This window comes from Pseudidiomarina gelatinasegens, from assembly GCF_004025325.1.
GTDB classification, from domain to species: domain Bacteria; phylum Pseudomonadota; class Gammaproteobacteria; order Enterobacterales; family Alteromonadaceae; genus Pseudidiomarina; species Pseudidiomarina gelatinasegens.
The window spans coordinates 385,577-403,265 of the sequence record NZ_RSFE01000002.1 but is presented as its reverse complement, the minus strand read 5'-3'; the positions used below and the strand labels follow the sequence as shown (position 1 = coordinate 403,265).

General features: G+C 47.7%; 20 protein-coding genes. 5 read left to right on the top strand and 15 right to left on the bottom strand.

Features of this window, described 5'->3' with window-relative positions; all coding sequences use genetic code 11:
* Nucleotides 1-197: 197 nt before the first annotated feature.
* The gene (locus EGC76_RS04220) at nucleotides 198-2,189 is read right to left on the bottom strand and encodes an LTA synthase family protein (protein WP_128351760.1); all 1,992 of its coding nucleotides are present in this window, start codon (nucleotides 2,187-2,189) and stop codon (nucleotides 198-200) included.
* 110 nt (nucleotides 2,190-2,299) lie between these two features.
* Here EGC76_RS04220 and EGC76_RS04215 point away from each other — a divergent pair, with 110 nt between their 5' ends.
* Genes EGC76_RS04215 through EGC76_RS04195 form a run of 5 tightly spaced genes read left to right on the top strand, consistent with a single transcriptional unit; the run spans nucleotide 2,300 to nucleotide 6,931 of the window.
* On the top strand, nucleotides 2,300-2,662 hold the full coding sequence (locus EGC76_RS04215; protein WP_128351759.1) for a diacylglycerol kinase: 363 nt from the start codon (nucleotides 2,300-2,302) through the stop codon (nucleotides 2,660-2,662).
* Nucleotides 2,650-3,345 (top strand): phosphatase PAP2 family protein, encoded by a 696-nt coding sequence (locus EGC76_RS04210; RefSeq protein ID WP_128351758.1) that lies wholly within the window; start codon nucleotides 2,650-2,652, stop codon nucleotides 3,343-3,345. The genes EGC76_RS04215 and EGC76_RS04210 overlap by 13 nt, the downstream gene beginning before the upstream one ends.
* Nucleotides 3,326-4,885: a phosphoethanolamine transferase gene (locus tag EGC76_RS04205; RefSeq protein ID WP_110076788.1), complete on the top strand. Its 1,560-nt coding sequence runs from the start codon at nucleotides 3,326-3,328 to the stop codon at nucleotides 4,883-4,885. Before EGC76_RS04210 ends, EGC76_RS04205 begins: the two co-directional genes overlap by 20 nt.
* 4 nt (nucleotides 4,886-4,889) lie before the next feature.
* Nucleotides 4,890-5,555 (top strand): response regulator, encoded by a 666-nt coding sequence (locus EGC76_RS04200; RefSeq protein WP_110076795.1) that lies wholly within the window; start codon nucleotides 4,890-4,892, stop codon nucleotides 5,553-5,555.
* Nucleotides 5,556-5,602: 47 nt separating this feature from the next.
* Nucleotides 5,603-6,931 carry a sensor histidine kinase gene (locus EGC76_RS04195; protein ID WP_246013892.1) on the top strand — a complete coding sequence of 443 codons (1,329 nt, stop codon included), beginning with the start codon at nucleotides 5,603-5,605 and terminating at the stop codon, nucleotides 6,929-6,931.
* 90 nt (nucleotides 6,932-7,021) lie between these two features.
* Here the strand turns inward: EGC76_RS04195 and EGC76_RS04190 are convergent, their stop codons facing one another.
* From EGC76_RS04190 to rsxA, 14 genes are all read right to left on the bottom strand, one after another.
* Complete coding sequence (locus EGC76_RS04190; RefSeq protein ID WP_128351756.1) at nucleotides 7,022-7,375, bottom strand: VOC family protein; 354 nt, start codon at nucleotides 7,373-7,375, stop codon at nucleotides 7,022-7,024.
* Nucleotides 7,375-8,622, bottom strand: a complete 1,248-nt coding sequence (locus EGC76_RS04185; protein ID WP_128351755.1) for a hypothetical protein — start codon at nucleotides 8,620-8,622, stop codon at nucleotides 7,375-7,377. The genes EGC76_RS04190 and EGC76_RS04185 overlap by 1 nt, the downstream gene beginning before the upstream one ends.
* A 60-nt stretch (nucleotides 8,623-8,682) precedes the next feature.
* Nucleotides 8,683-9,078 carry an HNH endonuclease gene (locus tag EGC76_RS12065; RefSeq protein ID WP_128351754.1) on the bottom strand — a complete coding sequence of 132 codons (396 nt, stop codon included), beginning with the start codon at nucleotides 9,076-9,078 and terminating at the stop codon, nucleotides 8,683-8,685.
* Nucleotides 9,079-9,256: 178 nt separating this feature from the next.
* Nucleotides 9,257-9,853, bottom strand: a complete 597-nt coding sequence (locus EGC76_RS04175) for a DUF2238 domain-containing protein (protein ID WP_128351753.1) — start codon at nucleotides 9,851-9,853, stop codon at nucleotides 9,257-9,259.
* Between the two features lie 24 nt (nucleotides 9,854-9,877).
* Nucleotides 9,878-10,573 carry a DUF5020 family protein gene (locus EGC76_RS04170; RefSeq protein WP_128351752.1) on the bottom strand — a complete coding sequence of 232 codons (696 nt, stop codon included), beginning with the start codon at nucleotides 10,571-10,573 and terminating at the stop codon, nucleotides 9,878-9,880.
* A gap of 131 nt (nucleotides 10,574-10,704) precedes the next feature.
* Nucleotides 10,705-11,337 (bottom strand): ribonuclease T, encoded by a 633-nt coding sequence (rnt, locus tag EGC76_RS04165; protein WP_128351751.1) that lies wholly within the window; start codon nucleotides 11,335-11,337, stop codon nucleotides 10,705-10,707.
* Complete coding sequence (gloA, locus tag EGC76_RS04160) at nucleotides 11,334-11,738, bottom strand: lactoylglutathione lyase (RefSeq protein WP_128351750.1); 405 nt, start codon at nucleotides 11,736-11,738, stop codon at nucleotides 11,334-11,336. Before gloA ends, rnt begins: the two co-directional genes overlap by 4 nt.
* Before the next feature lie 9 nt (nucleotides 11,739-11,747).
* On the bottom strand, nucleotides 11,748-12,386 hold the full coding sequence (gene nth, locus EGC76_RS04155) for an endonuclease III (protein WP_128351749.1): 639 nt from the start codon (nucleotides 12,384-12,386) through the stop codon (nucleotides 11,748-11,750).
* 14 nt (nucleotides 12,387-12,400) lie between these two features.
* Nucleotides 12,401-13,090, bottom strand: a complete 690-nt coding sequence (locus tag EGC76_RS04150) for an electron transport complex subunit E (RefSeq protein ID WP_128351779.1) — start codon at nucleotides 13,088-13,090, stop codon at nucleotides 12,401-12,403.
* 4 nt (nucleotides 13,091-13,094) lie between these two features.
* Nucleotides 13,095-13,748, bottom strand: coding sequence for an electron transport complex subunit RsxG (gene rsxG / locus EGC76_RS04145; protein ID WP_128351748.1), 654 nt, complete (start codon nucleotides 13,746-13,748; stop codon nucleotides 13,095-13,097).
* Complete coding sequence (gene rsxD / locus EGC76_RS04140; protein WP_128351747.1) at nucleotides 13,745-14,803, bottom strand: electron transport complex subunit RsxD; 1,059 nt, start codon at nucleotides 14,801-14,803, stop codon at nucleotides 13,745-13,747. Before rsxD ends, rsxG begins: the two co-directional genes overlap by 4 nt.
* A complete protein-coding gene (gene rsxC / locus EGC76_RS04135; protein ID WP_128351746.1) occupies nucleotides 14,800-16,398 on the bottom strand; it encodes an electron transport complex subunit RsxC in 1,599 nt (532 codons plus the stop codon). The genes rsxD and rsxC overlap by 4 nt, the downstream gene beginning before the upstream one ends.
* On the bottom strand, nucleotides 16,398-16,961 hold the full coding sequence (rsxB, locus tag EGC76_RS04130; RefSeq protein WP_128351745.1) for an electron transport complex subunit RsxB: 564 nt from the start codon (nucleotides 16,959-16,961) through the stop codon (nucleotides 16,398-16,400). Before rsxB ends, rsxC begins: the two co-directional genes overlap by 1 nt.
* The gene (rsxA, locus tag EGC76_RS04125; protein WP_128351744.1) at nucleotides 16,958-17,542 is read right to left on the bottom strand and encodes an electron transport complex subunit RsxA; all 585 of its coding nucleotides are present in this window, start codon (nucleotides 17,540-17,542) and stop codon (nucleotides 16,958-16,960) included. Before rsxA ends, rsxB begins: the two co-directional genes overlap by 4 nt.
* Nucleotides 17,543-17,689: the final 147 nt, after the last annotated feature.

The window sequence follows — 17,689 nt, the reverse complement described above, 5'->3', positions numbered from 1 at the left end:
TCTACTGTTGCTGGAAAACGAAAACACGTTACGATGAAGCAAGATATTTAAAAGCATTACGAGAGAGACAATCGCCTTTATTGATGGCATAAAAAACTTGCTGAAAGTCTCAGGGCGTGAAGCGGACCAACTAAAGCCCAAGTAGCAGCCCCACAATTGCTCAATTTAAAGCCTTTAATCTAACTTCTAACTAAGGTCTATTCGTTTGAAGGCTCAGTTAAACGCTCTGGGACAAAATATGCTCGGTGTTGATATAGCCAAGAAGGCAATAATGCATGCGCTAGTGCCTCAGTACGCAACCTCTGATTGATATTTTGGTCAGTCACAAATTTGCGCTCATCAAAGTTATAGCGACCGGTTCTATCCTCTCCAGGAGTTAAAATGGCCACCCCTTGAGGTGTCATCCATGCGTAGTTATTACCAAATTGCATCATCGCACGATTAGCTGGTGGCACGGTGTCATTAGAAATATCCTGACCTATCGCAGGCGTCCAGGCAGATATACCTGCAAGCGATATAACCGTGGGCATTAAGTCGATCTGACTGGTAATTTCATTAATCTCTTTGGGTTGAATAGAGCCTCCCAGAATGAGTCCTGGGATGCGGAACTTTTGGATGGGAACTAATTCGTTTCCATAGACGCGCGTATCGTGATCAGCAACAATCAAAAAAATCGTATCTTCCCAGTAATTACTCGTCTTTGCTTTGTCGATAAACTTACCCAGCGCAAAGTCAGCGTATTTGACAGCGTTTTCTACCGTGTTTTTGGGCGTAGAATAGAGCTCGACTTCATCGTCCGGAAACTCGAAGGGTTCGTGGTTTGACGAAGTAAATACCAAGCTAAAAAAGGGCGTATTCTTTTTAGCTAGTTTCTCAAACCTTTTATCAGCGGTGTCAAACAGGTCCTCATCGCTCGCTCCCCAGCTACCGACAAACTTGGGGTTATCAATGTCACTCTGTCCAAGAATAGACTGGAAACCGTTACTTGCGAAAAAGCTCCCCATGTTGTCAAAGTGGGTTTCACCACCATAAAGAAATTCAGTGAAATATCCCTCACGCGACAACAGATCAGCAGCGGTATAAAAATCTTGCTGAGACAATGATAGTTTCACTGTACTCCTTCCCGGAGTGGGTAAGAAGCTGGAAATAACCGCCTCAATACCACGAACTGACCGAGTGCCTGTTGCGTAAAGCTGCTGAAACCACCACCCTTCCTTCCTAAGTTGCTGTAGGTTTGGCGTGACATTGATACCACCGAGATCTTCAACAAAAGTCGCGCCTAAGCTTTCCTCCAAAATAACGACGATATTTTTGGGTTTGTCGAAGCTCCGGGAGGCTTTATTAAAGTGCACTGTGGGGTATTCCTCAGATGGAAATGCCTTGTCTGCCAGGTGTGGCTGGGCTCGAACTGTGTTAAGAATTTCCTCTAAGCTGGCATCTCCATAGATTCGTGAGGCATTTTCCTCGTGCCGCATACTGTAAATTGCGTACTCTAGCGAATAGGCCGAACTGATAACTAAACTATTCACCAAAGCATCCGATGTAACGGCAAAAAATGCGGGGTTCGCAGGACGATGTGCTAAGGTTGAACGCACGCCGGCAAAAACAAGCACCATCAAAAGCGGCCAAGCAATAAGCGCCCTGCCAGTGTATTGATTATGACCATAAGTTGCCTGGTTTAGTCGCTTAGCAAGCTTAATTAGTCCGTACAGGCAAATACTTAACACTCCCACGGTCAAAAGTAACCAGATTTTAAATCCTCCCCAAAGGGTACTTAGCACTTCCTTGGGGTACTCTAAATACTCAATAAACAGACGGTTAGGCCGTAAATCGTATTGCATAACAAAAGCAGGCGTTGAGATCTCCATAAACGTGATATAGGTGATAGCAATAATCAACCAAATGCTTTGAACTTTTTGCCAAGCTCTTGCACCCCAACGATTTAAAAATAATGGCGCGAATAGCAATAGAGGTAATGTTAGATAACCCATTTGAACGATGTCTGCTCTGAGGCCCATCAACATCAGGTAACTGAGGTTTCCTGCCTCAGTTACGCGATCAAACTGCCATATAAATAATAGTAAGCGACTAATACTTAGTATAATTAAGCCCAGCGAAAAGCCCGCTATAAGCGTCCGGTATTGGAATAGCGACGGCTTCAGTTCTCTTAGTAAAGGTGTATTGCTCATTAGTAGCCCAACTCAGTTCTGATAATGAACGCAATACTAAAAAACAAACCTTAAGCTGAACTTAATATTGACTGCTTACTATGCAGTTTTTCATTCCTAATGAGGTGACTATGAAACCGGGGAAAACTGGCGTAGCCCGAATAATCGACGCAACGCAGTATTCCATGAAAGGGCTTAGAGCGGCGTGGCGTTTTGAAGCGGCCTTTCGACAAGAGGTACTTTTATTGTTGGTGTTGCTGCCAGTTTTAGTGATAGCAGAGCTTGAGCTTTCAGAGCGGTTGCTACTGCTTATGTCATTGCTTGGTTTACTTATTACAGAGCTACTGAACTCCGCCATTGAAGCGGTTGTCGACCGCATTGGCCCCGACTTTCACGAGCTCAGCGGTCGAGCAAAAGACATCGCCTCCGCTGCAGTATTCATTGCTATCAGTCTGTTCATCGTCGTTTGGGTAGCTGTGTTATGGCCGCTTTAGAGTCCATGACGGTTTGGAGGCGTTGGACACGTGTTTTGGTGGTTTTTGTGGCTTTATTACTGGTCGTAGAATTTTTAGAGCTTAAGTTTTTGGTCGCCAATACTTTATACCAGCTCGAAGGGGGACAGTGGTCTTTACGGCACCATTTTATCACTGAAACGATTCTTCATGACGGTATACGGAAGCTTAATCTCGCATTTGTAGTGTTTGTCCTATTCCTAACCGTGGCTCAGTTCTTACCAACCAAAAGGGACAGCAAGCGGCGCCGGTATGTATTGTTACTCTTATCGGTTTTGTTGTCTTTTGGTTTAGTGAATTACCTTAAGGCTATGCTTGGTATGGACTGTCCTTGGGATTTGCAATTATACGGAGGAGCCAAACCATATATCAGCTTATGGTCGTTCAACGACACTCATTTTGGGTCGGGTCGGTGCTTCCCTTCGGGACATTCAAGTATTGGCTTTGCCTGGATTGCTCTGTACTTTTTCTGGCGTAAAAGCATACCTTTTCTTGCGAGAGCTTCGCTGACTCTGTCACTTTCTTCCGGCTTTGTACTTGGAGGTGTTCAACAGCTCCGGGGCGCACACTTCTTTATTGATGACATAACAACAGCATTCATCTGTTGGAGCGTTTCTTTATTTATCTTTCATATAGGTGAGCAATATGCAGCGACTGACGCTTAATTTTCCAGCTCTATTAATACTCGTTGCGGCTTGGCTTGCTCTTGGATACTCGGGTCCTCTTATGAGTGCGTTGAGTGAATACGGGGTTCATGGGTTCACGCAAGTCAAACTGGTGGTGTTCATTGCTTTTTTCTATACTGTTGCGCTCGCCATCAGCCGATGCGTTAATGCTTTCAAGCCATTCGCAATATTGTTGTTTGTTCTTGCTGCTCCTGCACTTTTTTACATGTCGGAATATGGCATTATCATTGATGCAGATATGATAATTAATGCAATTGAGACCGATACGGCTGAGGCTCGCGACCAACTCTCTGGGAGTTTTTTTGAAACCTTCATAACACTTGGTGTTATCCCTTCGTTATTGCTGGCGTATATAAAACTCCCCCCTTCCAGTACGGCAACAAAAATAAAACAAGGCATTGCAGCGGCGACTTGCTTTTCAGTATTAGCGGTCGGTATCGCTTACACCAGTTATGACGACTTCGCTTCTTTATTTCGCAACCATCGAGATGTGAAGTACAGAGTCGCTCCTTTCAACGTCATATCAGCAACCGTCTCGGCTTTGAAACGAAAATTAGAGACCCCAACTCAATTTATAAGATTAGGGCAAGATGCCTTTCAGGTAAGTACGTCTGAAAAACCGAGAGTCATGGTAATCGTTTTGGGTGAGACAGCGCGTGCGGACCATTTTTCAATCAATAACTATGCTCGGCTGACAACGCCTTCACTGAATGCGCTCATGACATCAGAGCCAATATTCAGCTATAAAAGCGCTACATCGTGTGGAACGGCAACTGCTATTTCAGTGCCGTGCATGTTCAGTTTTTTAACAGCTGATAATTACTCGGATGTTGCTAGAAACTCGAGTAATGTATTAGATGTTTTAGAAACTGCCGGTATTAATGCAACATGGATAGAAAATAACTCTGGCTGCAAAGATGTCTGTAATCGAATTAAAACCGTCAAAATGAGCGAGTCCCGATGTGGGGAGTTGGAATGCTATGATGTAGATATGCTCGAACAACTCAAATCTTGGTTAAGCAATTTGCATCAGGACTCAATTATTGTGCTTCATCAAATGGGAAGTCATGGGCCTGCCTATTACGAACGGTCGCCTAACGAAATGAAACGGTTTTTACCCGAATGCAAAAGTCAAGAGCTGTCGAATTGTTCTGTGGATGAAATTACTAATGCTTATGACAACAGTTTGCTCGTCACCGACCAACTTGTAAGTCAGGTCATAAAGTTATTGAAAAGCCATACTGAACTGGACAGCAGTATGATGTATGTATCTGACCATGGTGAATCACTAGGGGATAACGGTATCTATCTGCATGGCTTGCCTAACTGGATAGCTCCAGAAGAACAACGTCACATACCCTGGATAGTATGGCCATCCGACACATTTAATGTAAGTAAACACGAAACGGGCGCTACTATCAGTCATGATAATTTTTCGCATACGATCCTGGGCTACTTTAATGTTGAAGCCTCTGTTTACAACGAACACCTTGACTTAACTAAACCTGATGGACGGTAAGCACATGCGTTTGCTACTCCTAGAAGATGATAAGTATTTGGCTGAAGGAATAATCAAGGGTCTAGGCCGAATGGGATACCTGGTTGAGCTAGCGGCAAACTTGTCTCAAGCTGAGACCGCCCTTAGGACAGATCAATTTGACCTTGCAATATTTGATCTCGGACTGCCCGATGGAAATGCCGTACCACTGATTAAAAAGTTAAGGAAAGCAGGCCAAGAAATCCCGATTCTCGTACTTACAGCGTGGGATGATATTGATACTAAAGTACTGGCATTAAACGAAGGCGCCAACGACTATGTGGTTAAGCCTTTTGAATTACGCGAATTAGAAGCGCGTATTCGAGTGCAGGTTCGCAAAGCAAACCAACACTTAAACGATATTATAACCTGTGGGCAACTGAATATTGACCTATCATCGCAGGAATGCCGTTTTCGTGACAAAACAATTAATTTGACTCGGCTTGAGTGGCTGTTGCTGAAACAGTTAGCGCTGCATAAAGGAAAAATAGTGAGTAAAGAGCAATTAGCGAGTGCGTGCTATGGCTGGGGAGGCGAACATGAGAGTAATTCGCTAGAAGTACACATTCACCATTTACGCAAGAAAATCGATGGTAATCTTATCTCAACGATAAGAGGCCTAGGTTATCGCTTACAAGATGAGTCATCATGAGCCTGTGGTCACTTCGTCGCTCATTGGTTGTTGGCATCAACTTAGCCGTGGTGACTGTACTTGCCGTCACGGCTTGGGCGAGTTACAGAGATATTCTGCATGAGCTGGATGAGGTTTTTGATGCGCAACTTGCTCAGACCGCAAAGTCGCTCGCAACGTTTTATGCGCCCGCTAAAAATAAACTGTCTGTCACTCAAATAATTCCGATATCGCAATATGATGATACCGGAGAGGATAGCTACGCTGAAGAAAAAGGTCCCAGCGGCCATAAATACGAGTCTAAGATTGGCTATCAAATTTACAATGTCGACGGTAATTTGCTGGCTTCAACAAACCAGGCTCAATCATTGAACCTTAAGGGTTTAGAAGCGGGTTACCATACATTAAAGAGTGACAAAAACACGTGGTTTATCTTTAGCTACTTCGAGGAATCCAAAGGCATATGGGTTCATACTTTTCAGCGTCAGGATGTTCGAGGTGAGCTGAGTGGCTACTTGGCCTCAGAGCAACTCTATCCACTATTATTAATGTGGGTTCCAATTAGCCTAATAATACTCCTCATCGTTTATATTGTCCTAAAACCCGTAAACCGTTTTGCTGCAGACCTAAGAGCTAGGGAGTTAAATAATTTGTCGCCAGTTGAGTCCGAACTGCCTAATGAGTTGGTTCCGATCCGGCAAGCACTCAATCGGTTGTTGCATCAAATTAAAATGTACTCGGAACGCGAAAAGCGGTTTGTCGCTGATGCTTCTCACGAACTGCGCACACCGTTAAGCGCAATCCAAGTACACGCCGAAAATGTCATTTCAGCTGATTCACTTGACGATGCCAAGCACTCTGGCAGGTCCATTTTTAACTCCGTGAAGCGAATGTCACGCCTTGTTAATCAACTGTTGTTGTTGAACCGGCTTGATAGCCTAAACTTTACCTCAAAGTTTGAGGAAGTTGAAATCAGTAAGTTGGTCTCCTTAGCGCTAAATCACTTACCAATCAATAAAGTGGAAAATCACCAATGGCACATTGATGTTTCCTCTATTCGAATAATTTGTGACGAAACTCTTATCGTTAGTGTTTTAACCAACCTGTTGTCCAATGCAATGAAATTTTCGCCGAAAGGTTCGAAAATACAGGTAGTCGCGCTCGAGACTGCTAACAGAGTCATTATCAAGGTTGCTGATGAAGGCAAGGGTGTCCCTAAAGAAACACTTGAGCGGTTGGGGGAGCGCTTCTATCGACTTCAAGAGCATAGTGCTGTATCAGGCGCTGGTTTAGGCCTGTCGATTACACAAAAGATAGTGCAACTGCACCATGGGAAAATTTCATTCAACAACTCATATCCCACGGGGCTTGAAGTGCACATAGAGTTACCTAAGTGAAACCTTGGGAAGTGATCGTATTTTACTGTTGGTGCCTCTAACAATTAATATCATGAGGTGCTAGCGTCCGCAATTGGCACAAACCAGCCATTACCTGACATCCGACCAAACAGCATACTCATTGCCGCTGGGGCAGGTGAAATGGAAGCGTCGGCCGCCGGGGAAGTCAAAAATGGCTTTGATAATTTTGCCGCCAGTTTCTTCAACGCGTGTTTGGCTCGCCTCTAGGGCTTTGCTATAGAGGACTATTAAAGCACTACCGGTAGTTGTTGAGGCAACTAAGTCTGATCGGTAAAACCCACCGTCTAATCCAGCGTTTTCTATAGCAGCGTAATCCGGTCCGTAATCCACAAAGGTCCACCCGAAGGAGTCGGTAAAAAACGCCTTTGTGGCTTCAATATCGCGAGCAGGTAATTCAATGTAATTGATTTTTTCGTGTGTCATCAATCAGACTCCTTTAGTGGAACCGTTACCGTATTTATTAGGTTACCCTGGCTATCGGTTACTTTAACCAACTGGCTGGATTCCGAGATAAAAATGCCGATTGGCGTGCTCGATTCGGTAATGATAATTCGGTCTGCGGGCACTTCTTCTTCCTCGCCCATGCGATAAACTTCAACCGCGCAGGGGAAATTCAGCTCACACCAATCAAGATTGACGGGTATTAATTCTTGGTCCAGCCGCGCCCAATTGGGTCGGTTTAAACTGTATTCAGTTCGCGGCCAAACCACAGTTACGTCGTATTCTTCGGGAGTGGGAGACCAAAAAGCACCTTCGTTGTCAGTTAGTACAACTGGGGTGTCGAAGTCATGATTTTCAATAAGCCAAGTATAACTTTCAGGCTCGTGTCGCTTGTGACTGCGTTCGGTAAAGTCGGTTTGATTAACGGTTAACGGGTCAAGTTGTAGGGCTTCTTTTAGGTAATGCGCGAGCCATCCGTCTTCGTTGATATGACTATACCCGACATGAATCACCATCTTGGCATCGGGTTCATTATCGAATACTTTTTCACGAAGGTTCTTCACGGCACTGCGTTCACGAGCTTCAGTTCCGGTACCAATGTCAGACCCGTAATCATATGAAACGAGCTGGAATCCAAGTTGACGTGCGTAGAGCACTAAATTGGCAAAAAGAGGTTCGTTAGTAAAGTAACCTGACGTTTCATGGACATAGCTTTTGGAAAGCTTGTCTTCAGCGTCTTGTGCGAGCCCTTCTAAAGCTAAATATCTAAAACCTTTATCCCATAAACGCTTTAACAATCGATAGGTTAGAACGCGGTGCTGAGTTACATGGTGTGCCTCGTTGATCATCACCACTTGATAACTATCCGCCGCTTGAGAAATCGCTTTAACAGCGTCGCGCATTTCCAACTCTTTTACGGCGGTGTTTAGTTCTTCCGAGTTGCGTTGACGCTGATCAAAGGCGTACAAAGCTTGCTGGTGATTACCCATAAATGAAAAGGCAAAACCACGTTCTTGTAGCAGTACATCCAGCACTGCTTGATTATCTTTGTACTCAACAGACAGCTCTTCTAGCGCTTCTATGCGAGCACTCAAAGTTTTTCCATTCGTGGCTTCATAAAACCGACTAAACGCCTTATTTATCTCCTTTAAATAGTCCTCTTTAGATAACTCTTCGGCCGCTAGCGGCGCTGCAAGCATCAGTACAAGCGTGAAATAAAAAGGTTTCATAATTAATCTTCCTTGAAGTTTTCATGGTTAGCGTGAACTGAGCATAGCAGCTGTTGATAACTAATTGCTAACATTCTTGTTGTGAGGGCTATTGTGAGAAGAGGTAAGTCGCTCCGCGAGTGAGTTTGGAAACCATTTATTTTTTGATACGCGCTTGGTGACTAAAGAACGATAGGCGTCAGGTGCTGGTGGAGCCGTATATTGGTGGCGTTTTTGGTTGCAATATCTGCAAGCAGCAACGATATTCTCTTGACGATTATCGCCGCCATCGCATCGTGCGGTGAGATGTTCGGCGGTACACTGCAACCACTTAGCTTGCTTGGGTGTTAGGTTATAGCGTTGAATAAACTGTTGCTTATTTGTCTGATGCCATATTGGGAAATTGCAATAAAAGCATCTGTTTGATTGAATTTCTGCGGATTGTTTACGGTTTTTCTGAATCGTTTTCGAGCACATATGCGGCCCTCCATTGTAAGTTTGGAAAGTCCGCATTAGTCATGAACTAGAGGCGGTGGACGCAGCACTCAGCTAACATCATCACGAGATGCCGCACGGCGTACATCCCAGCTCTTAAAATAGTTCTTTAAATTTAATTTTCAAGGCAATACACAAAAAAGAGAGCAATAAATATAAATCAGGGCTGGCGTCTGTATTTGGAGAACCAAAACAGCACCAGTGCGGCCAAGGCGCCTAGCGTGTCGGCTAGCATGTCTTTTTGAGCGTCCCATTCATCGCCTTGTGAGCCAAGAAATTCAATGCCGGCTTCGCCGCCTTCAATCACAGCAAACTGCCATTCGATAATTTCGTAGGCGGCGGCAATCGCCATGATAAAAAACAGCCCAAACAGCATGGCAGTAAAAGGGCGCGCCCAGTTTTTTCGCACGAGTAATTCTGCGGCGGCGTAGGCATAAAACCCTACGCTAAAGTGCGCAATTCGGTCGTAATGATTCCGTTCGAAATCAAATAGCTCGGTGATCCATTCAAAAGGAACACGTGCAAAGGTGTAATGTGCGCCAATGGTGTGCATGATGAGTAAAACGCTCATCAGCACATAGCTGGTATTACTGAATTGGAAGTTACGATAGGTGGCAACAAGGCCGATAAAGATGGCCAAAATAGGCGTCATTTCAGCCCACCATACGCGCATGTCGTACGGGTTGATAAACGACCACACCATGGTGGCAACAATGATTACAGCAAGTATGTGTGGAATGCGTTGTTGCCAAGCCATGGTGAAATTCCTTTTTTGTTATTATTAAAGGTGAATCTTCACCAATAAATTTAGGTTACGTTCGTCAATTCCGCTAATGCCGAATTTGTTGTTCCAGTGTGCGTATTCAACACCTACGTATAAGCGGTTGTCGTAGCCGACCATTGGGCCAATGTTGTACTTCAGCTGCGAGGTGAAGTTCATTTCTGCAGCGTGACCTTCGCTGGCCGATGACCAGTCTAAGAAACCATCGTAATAAAAGTTTTCAGCAAAAGGAATGCCCCAAACTGCGGTCAGCTGGTAGTTACTTTCGTAGAATTCGTTGCTACGACGATAAGCATTAAGCTGAATGTAATCGAATCCGGTTACATTTAGGTCAGTTCCGACACCAACAAGGTAGTTATCGAAGCCTTGACCAACTTCCCAAGTGGTGGCCACATAGGCGGCTTTAATCAAGCTGTCTTCGGCAAAGTCGTACACTTTAAAACGTGGCGAAATTTCTGCGTAGGTTTCGGTGAAACCATCGTCTGAATCAAGACGGTCAACAAACAAGAACGAATCGCCCCAGCTGTAACCCGCGGCATGTTCAAAGGTGAACACTTGACGGTCGGTGTCACCAACTTCGTAGTTGCTGCCATTTAAGTAGGTTGCGCTAATGTCTTGCCAAAAGATTTCTGCGTTAGCGGTTGCAGAAAATAAAAAGCTGCCAGCAATAGCAGCATTAAGTAATGTCTTGTTCATTGTCATCTCGTAAAGTTCGTTATTGGTTATTCGTGTTTCGTACGCTTCGCTGTTCGTCCGCTACGCTATTCGAACAGCGCAAAGCGCGAACGAACAACGAATAGTGAGCGAAGCGAACGGACGAAAAACGATTACTTCAATGGCCAGCCGCCGAGGGTTTTGTACCGATTCACCATGTAACAAAACAGCTCGGCCGTGCGTTCGGTGTCGTAAATTGCCGAGTGCGCTTGGTTGTTGTCAAACTCAATGCCTGCGGCTTGGCAGGCTTTTATCAACACCGTTTGGCCTAAAAACACCGCGGCGAGTGCTGCGGTGTCGAAGGTAACAAACGGGTGAAAGGGGTTGCGCTTCAGGTTAGCCCGTTCGGCGGCAGCCATAACAAAACCGTGATCAAAGGTGGCGTTGTGGCCCACTAAAATACAGCGTTGGCAGCCGGCGTCTTTTTGCGCCTTACGAATGGGTTTGAACATTTCCTTTAGGGCAGTACCTTCATCAATGGCACCACGTAACGGCGAATGCGGGTCGATGCCATTAAAGTCAATTGCGGCTTGCTCTATGTTGGCGCCTTCAAATGGCTCAACATGGTAGTGCAGAGTTTCATCTGGCACTAAATCGCCGTCTTCGTTAAAACGTAGTGTTACCGCGGCAATTTCAAGCAGGGCGTCAGTTTTTGAGTTGAAACCTGCGGTTTCAACATCAATGACCACCGGCATGTAGCCGCGGAAGCGTTTTTTCATGAGCTCTTGTGCTGTTTCGCTGCTCATAAATCTCCAGGGTTTTTGGCGCTGCGCTCAATCAGCTCAATGGCGTAGCCGTCTGGGTCACGTACAAAAGCGATAACGGTTTTACCGCCTTTTACCGGGCCGGGTTCGCGGTATACGTCAGCACCGGCTTTTTTCAGCACATCACAGGTGGCGTAAATGTCTTCAACGCCAATGGCGATATGACCAAAGGCACCGCCGTGTTCGTATTCGCTCACGTCCCAGTTGTAGGTGAGTTCAAGCACCGTATGGTCCGCTTCGTCGCCATAGCCGACAAACGCCAGTGAGTATTTATATTCTTCGTTATCCGCGGTGCGTAGCAGTTTCATACCTAAGTTTTTGGTATAAAAATCAATTGAACGCTGCATGTCGCCGACGCGCAGCATGGTGTGTAGTAAACGCATTAGACGCTCCTAATCATCGGATGTTTTTTCTTTAAATTCACACAGGTCTTCAATAATACAGCTGCCGCACCGAGGTTTGCGTGCAATGCAGGTGTAGCGGCCGTGTAAAATGAACCAGTGGTGTGCATCAACTTTAAACTCCGCTGGAATGACTTTTTCTAAGCGGTCTTCCACGGCACGTACGGTTTTGCCGGGGGCAAACTTGGTGCGATTGCTGACCCGGAAAATATGGGTATCAACCGCAATGGTTGGCCAACCGAACGCGGTGTTCAGCACCACGTTCGCTGTTTTACGACCTACGCCGGGCAGGGCTTCTAATGCGGGCCTGTCTTCAGGCACTTCACCATTGTAGTCGCGCACCAGTATTTCGCAGGTTTTGATGACGTTTTCGGCTTTCGCATTGAACAGGCCGATGGTTTTAATGTGTTCTTTTACCCCATCAACGCCTAAATCAAGCATGGCTTGTGGGGTAGGTGCTGCTGGGAACAGTTTGCGCGTTGCTTTATTGACGCCGACATCGGTGGCCTGTGCCGATAGCAACACAGCAATTAACAACTCGAAGGTTGAGTTGTATTCCAACTCGGTGGTTGGGTTCGGGTTGTTGGCCCGCAGGCGTTCTAAAATTTCAATGCGTTTTTGTTTGTTCATGGTCTCGTTTTAATTTATTGCGACGTGACGCGCGCACGGGTCACGTGTTTCTCAGGCTTCTCGGCGTGGGCAGCGCGGTAATTGTCGACCCAGTTTTTGCCGGCAATGATAAAGCCCATGACAATAAAGGCACCCGGCGGCAATATGGCCAGCAACAGCGGGTAGTCTACGCGAAACAGTTCAATGCGTAAGCTGGCAGCCCAGTCGCCCAGTAGTAGGTTGGCGCCGTCAAATAAAGTACCGTTACCGAGCACTTCGCGGATGCCGCCTAGCAGCACCAGTACCAAGGTAAAACCAATACCCATCATCAAACCATCAAATGCCGAGTGATGCCACGGATTTTTCGAGGCATAGGCCTCGGCGCGGCCGATAATGGCGCAGTTGGTCACAATCAGCGGAATAAAGATACCCAGCGATTGATACAAGCCGTACACGTAGGCGTTCATCAGCAATTGAATCACGGTAACGAAGGTGGCGATAACCATCACGAACACCGGAATACGGATTTCTTTCGGGACAAAATCACGCACTAAACTTACCGTAATGTTCGAACCAACCAACACCAATAAGGTGGCCAGGCCAAGGCCTAAGGCGTTGGTGACGGTGGCGGTAACGGCCAGCAGCGGGCATAGGCCCAGCAGTTGCACCAGCGCGGGATTGTTATTCCACAGCCCTTGCCATGTGAGCTCTTTATAGGTGTTCACAGGGTTACTCATAATTGCTGCCTCCCGTCTGGTCTGCGTGGCAGTTTTCAGGCGCGTTAAACCATTGCTGCTGATTCTTATCAAACACCAGCGCGGCACGTTTTACTGCTTGCACCACCGCGCGTGGGGTAATGGTGGCGCCGGTAAATTGATCAAACATGCCGCCATCGCGTTTAACCGCCCATCGTTGATCGTCTTCGCCGTTCACACGTTGGCCGTTAAAGCGGGTTATCCAGTCGTTTTTACGAATTTCAATTTTGTCACCAAGCCCAGGGGTTTCTTGGTGCTTCAGTGTGCGTACCCCAGCAATGGACGCATCAGCATTCAGGGCAACCAATAAATGAATGGCGCCGCTGTAGCCGTTCGGTGCGGTTACTTCAACGGCAGCAGCGGTTGGTTGATTGTTCACATAGGCGCGGTATACGCGGCGCGGTTGTGAGCCTAACTCGCTATTGCTTATCAAAGTGCAGCTTTGATACAGGTCATTGTCGTGCAATTCAGGTGGAATAACCTGATTCAGCACGCGCAGCAGCTCTTGTTCCTGTTGGCGGGCAATGGGCTCTTTGGTGAGCATAGAGGTCATGACCACCAGCAAGGTCGCGACGATAGCAAAGGCCGCGAGAATAAGGCCATTGCGCTGCATACTTTTGAACATCATGAGCGACCTCCGTGGCCATAGGCAACCGGTTGGGTGTATTTATCAATTACCGGCACGGTCATGTTGGCCAGCAATACCGCGAAGGCCACCGCATCGGGGTAACCACCCCAGGTGCGTATCACAAACACGAGGAAACCAATGAACAAACCAAATACCCAGCGGCCTTTATTTGAGGTGGCTGCGGTAACGGGGTCGGTGGCGATGAAAAATGCCCCGAGCATGGTTGCGCCACTTAGTGCGTGCAGCATTGGGGTAATGGCTTGATCGGGGTTAAACATCCAGTACACGGCGGCTGGCACCAGCAGGCCAACTAACATGCCGCCAGGAATGTGCCAGCTGATAATTTTCTGTTTGATCAAGACTAAACCGCCCAATAAAAAAGCGATGTTGATCCAGGCCCAGCCAATACCGGCTAACCCACCGAAAATAGGCTTGTTGAGCGCCTCGGTTAGGGTGAGTTGGTGATTTAAGTCATTGCGTAAGCTATCCAGCGGGGTTGCCATGGTCACGCCATCAACGCCCATGCGCAGCTGCTCAAGGTTGTAACCGCTATTGGTAAAGCCGCTAAAAATAAGCTGTGCGGTATCGCTGATGGTTACCTGCAATTGGGCCAGTTCATTTGGTACCGGCCAACTCGTCATTTGCACCGGAAACGACACCAGCAGCAACACGTAGCCGGCCATGGCAGGGTTAAACAGGTTTTGCCCAACGCCGCCGTACACGTGTTTCACCACAATAATGGAAAATGCGGTACCAATAACAATAATCCACCACGGGGCCAGCGCGGGAATACTAATTGCCAGCAATACGGCGGTAACAATGGCTGTGTGGTCTTGCCACGCATGGCCAATTGGGCGACCACGCAGGCGCATGGCGAGGCCTTCGGCTACCCATGCGGTAAGTAGCGCAAGCGCCAGTTGTATGTATACGCCCACGCCGAAAAAGTAGGTTTGTAGCAACACGCCCGGTATCAGGGCTACGTACACCCAGCGCATGACTTGCTGCGTGGTACGGCGTTGATGAGCGTGGGGCGAGGCCGCTATTTTAAAGGTCATGCGTCGTCACCTTCGGTTTTTTTGTCGGCCGCTGCCGCGGCTTGTGCTGCTTTACGCGCTTTGGCTCGGGCAATGGCTGCTTGCACGGCGTCTTGCGGATTGTCACCACCTTTTTCAACGGCTTCGGCTTGCGCTTTTTTGCGGGCTTCAGCAGCTTTACGGTGGCGTTCTAAGCGTTCTTCTTTTTCACGTTCCAAGCGCTCTTGGCGCGCCTCAAAACGTTCCCGAGCCACTTCTGCTTTGGCTTTTTCGCGGGCAATATTACGAATCTCTGCTTTGGCTTTGCGGTAGTAGTGCACCAATGGGATCTCGCTTGGGCACACATAGGCACAGGCTCCGCATTCAATGCAGTCAAACAGGTTTTGCTTTTCTAAGCCATCGTAGTCTTTGGCTTTGGCGAGCCATACCATTTGTTGGGGCAGCAGTTGTGCAGGGCATACATCCGCGCACGCGCCGCAACGAATGCAGGCCATTTCGTCTTGCGCTGGGGCCAGTTCTTGGCTGCTGGGTACTAAAATACAGTTGGTGATTTTCACCACCGGCACACTGAGATCGGCCAGCGTGAAGCCCATCATGGGGCCACCCATAATAACCCGTTGCTCGGGTTCAGGTTTGAAGCCGCATTGTTCTAATAAGTAGTCGACCGGCGTGCCAAGGCGAACCCAATAGTTACCGGGTTGCTCAACGTTCTCGCCGGTTACGGTTACCACGCGCTCAATGAGTGGTTTGCCTTGCACCACGGCTTGCGCCACAGCGTAGGCGGTTCCCACGTTTTGCATGACCAAGCCCACATCAATGGGCAAGCCGCGACTTGGCACTTGGCGACCGGTGAGCAACTGAATCAGCTGCTTTTCGCCCCCAGAAGGGTATTTAACCGGTACCACGCGCAGCGCAAGTTTTGGATGCTCGTGTAGCAAGGCCTCAAACGCGCTAATGGCTTCAGGTTTATTGGCTTCAATCGCTATCAGTGCTTTTTCGCAAGCGGCCAAATGCAGCAGAATTTCGGTGCCGTCAATGATGGTTTGTGCATGTTCACGCATTAGGCGGTCGTCAGCACTAATGTAGGGTTCGCATTCCACGCCATTGATGATCAGGTAATCCAGTGGCCGCTGCAGCGCAAGTTTCTGCGCGGTAGGGAAGCCAGCGCCACCCAAACCAGCGATACCGGCTTGTTTAATGCGCTCCAATAGTTCAGCACGGCTTACCGCAGTGTAATCGGCGATGGGCGCTAAGGTTGTGGCGCTATCGTCACCGTCGGCCGTAATGGTAATGATGGTGTCGGCCAGCCCTGATGGGTGAGCAATAATGCCGGCGCCAATGGCCGTGACTGTGCCTGAGGTAGGGGCGTGTACCGGCAGGCCGTTGTTCACGCCAACCTGAGTAAGCGCTTGGCCTGCTTTTACTTTATCGCCCACTTGCACCAGCAAATCGCCGGGGGCACCAGAGTGCTGTTTAACCGGTACATGATAATGTGGTGCCAAAGGCAACTGACGAATTGCCGATTGGTTGGACAGTTCTTTGCGCTCCGGCGGGTGGATACCGCCAGGGAACGTCCAAATGTGGCCTGCTTCTATCGCTTTGGTTGCTGCTGACATTAGTTTGACGACTCCACCACACGAACTGGAATTTGTTGTAAATCCCACTGCCAATTTTCAGGGCGCACAGGCACTGGCACCATGTCGATGCAGTCAACAGGGCATGGCTCTACGCACAGATCACAACCGGTACATTCATGCGCAATAACGGTATGCATCTGTTTTGCAGCACCGAGAATGGCATCCACTGGGCAGGCTTGAATGCATTTAGTGCAGCCAATGCATTCGTCTTCACGAATCACCGCGACTTTTTTAACGTCTTCTTGGCCATGTGCTGCGTCAAGTGGTTTGGCTTCAACGCCCATCAGCTCAGACAAGTTCTTAATGGTGGTTTCACCGCCGGGCGGGCACTTATTAATGTCATCGCCGTTCGCAATAGCCTCAGCGTATGGCCGACAGCCGGGATAGCCACATTGGCCACATTGCGTTTGCGGCAGCAGGGCGTCTATTTGATCAACGATGGGGTCGCTTTCCACGCGAAAACGTACCGCGGCAAAGCCGAGTATTAAGCCAAATATCAGGGCAAGTACGCCCAATACACTCAGTGCGGTAATTAACGTCATGCTGTTGTCACCAGCCCGCTAAAGCCCATAAAGGCTAATGACATGAGGCCTGCAGTGATCATTGCCACTGCTGCGCCTTTAAAGGGAATGGGTACATCGGCGGCGGCGAGACGCTCACGTAAGGCTGAGAATAAAATCAATACCAGCGAGAAGCCGATGGCAGCGCCGAACCCGTACACAATAGATTCAACGAAATTATGTTGTTCATTAATGTTCAGCAGGGCAACACCGAGAACCGCGCAATTGGTGGTAATTAAGGGCAAGAAAATACCGAGCAAGCGATACAGCGTTGGGCTGGTTTTATGCACCACCATTTCGGTGAATTGCACCACCACGGCGATTACCAGAATAAAGCTCAGCGTTTGCAGCGCCATCAGATCAAGCGGCGCCAAGATATATTGATTAACCAGGTAGCTGGATACGGATGCCAGCGTGAGCACAAAAGTTGTCGCCGCAGACATGCCAATAGCCGTCTCGAGCTTATTCGAAACGCCCATAAACGGGCACAGCCCGAGAAACTTAACCAATACAAAATTGTTGACTAATACCGTTGCCACCAACAGCAGCAAGTAGTCACCCATGGGAATATCCGTCCAATTGCGTTTGATGGGTACTATTATCGAATGTTTAGCGCTTTGAAACAACCGATGAACTGTAGTGTTATTCAAGTTTGTCACTGAATATTCATAAATCTGTCATGTCGCTGTTACGCCTGTTGGCTAAATTTC

What these genes read in the sequence shown, in the direction of transcription:
- rsxD (WP_128351747.1), bottom strand. Translation starts at nt 14,803, where the DNA reads ATGACCTTTAAAATAGCGGCCTCGCCCCACGCTCATCAACGCCGTACC.
- EGC76_RS12065 (WP_128351754.1), bottom strand. Translation starts at nt 9,078, where the DNA reads ATGTGCTCGAAAACGATTCAGAAAAACCGTAAACAATCCGCAGAAATT.
- EGC76_RS04210 (WP_128351758.1), top strand. Translation starts at nt 2,650, where the DNA reads ATGGCCGCTTTAGAGTCCATGACGGTTTGGAGGCGTTGGACACGTGTT.
- rnt (WP_128351751.1), bottom strand. Translation starts at nt 11,337, where the DNA reads ATGAGCAGCGAAACAGCACAAGAGCTCATGAAAAAACGCTTCCGCGGC.
- EGC76_RS04220 (WP_128351760.1), bottom strand. Translation starts at nt 2,189, where the DNA reads ATGAGCAATACACCTTTACTAAGAGAACTGAAGCCGTCGCTATTCCAA.
- EGC76_RS04200 (WP_110076795.1), top strand. Translation starts at nt 4,890, where the DNA reads ATGCGTTTGCTACTCCTAGAAGATGATAAGTATTTGGCTGAAGGAATA.
- EGC76_RS04175 (WP_128351753.1), bottom strand. Translation starts at nt 9,853, where the DNA reads ATGGCTTGGCAACAACGCATTCCACACATACTTGCTGTAATCATTGTT.
- EGC76_RS04190 (WP_128351756.1), bottom strand. Translation starts at nt 7,375, where the DNA reads ATGACACACGAAAAAATCAATTACATTGAATTACCTGCTCGCGATATT.
- rsxA (WP_128351744.1), bottom strand. Translation starts at nt 17,542, where the DNA reads ATGGGTGACTACTTGCTGCTGTTGGTGGCAACGGTATTAGTCAACAAT.
- rsxG (WP_128351748.1), bottom strand. Translation starts at nt 13,748, where the DNA reads ATGATGTTCAAAAGTATGCAGCGCAATGGCCTTATTCTCGCGGCCTTT.
- EGC76_RS04215 (WP_128351759.1), top strand. Translation starts at nt 2,300, where the DNA reads ATGAAACCGGGGAAAACTGGCGTAGCCCGAATAATCGACGCAACGCAG.
- nth (WP_128351749.1), bottom strand. Translation starts at nt 12,386, where the DNA reads ATGAACAAACAAAAACGCATTGAAATTTTAGAACGCCTGCGGGCCAAC.
- EGC76_RS04205 (WP_110076788.1), top strand. Translation starts at nt 3,326, where the DNA reads ATGCAGCGACTGACGCTTAATTTTCCAGCTCTATTAATACTCGTTGCG.
- gloA (WP_128351750.1), bottom strand. Translation starts at nt 11,738, where the DNA reads ATGCGTTTACTACACACCATGCTGCGCGTCGGCGACATGCAGCGTTCA.
- EGC76_RS04185 (WP_128351755.1), bottom strand. Translation starts at nt 8,622, where the DNA reads ATGAAACCTTTTTATTTCACGCTTGTACTGATGCTTGCAGCGCCGCTA.
- rsxC (WP_128351746.1), bottom strand. Translation starts at nt 16,398, where the DNA reads ATGTCAGCAGCAACCAAAGCGATAGAAGCAGGCCACATTTGGACGTTC.
- EGC76_RS04170 (WP_128351752.1), bottom strand. Translation starts at nt 10,573, where the DNA reads ATGAACAAGACATTACTTAATGCTGCTATTGCTGGCAGCTTTTTATTT.
- rsxB (WP_128351745.1), bottom strand. Translation starts at nt 16,961, where the DNA reads ATGACGTTAATTACCGCACTGAGTGTATTGGGCGTACTTGCCCTGATA.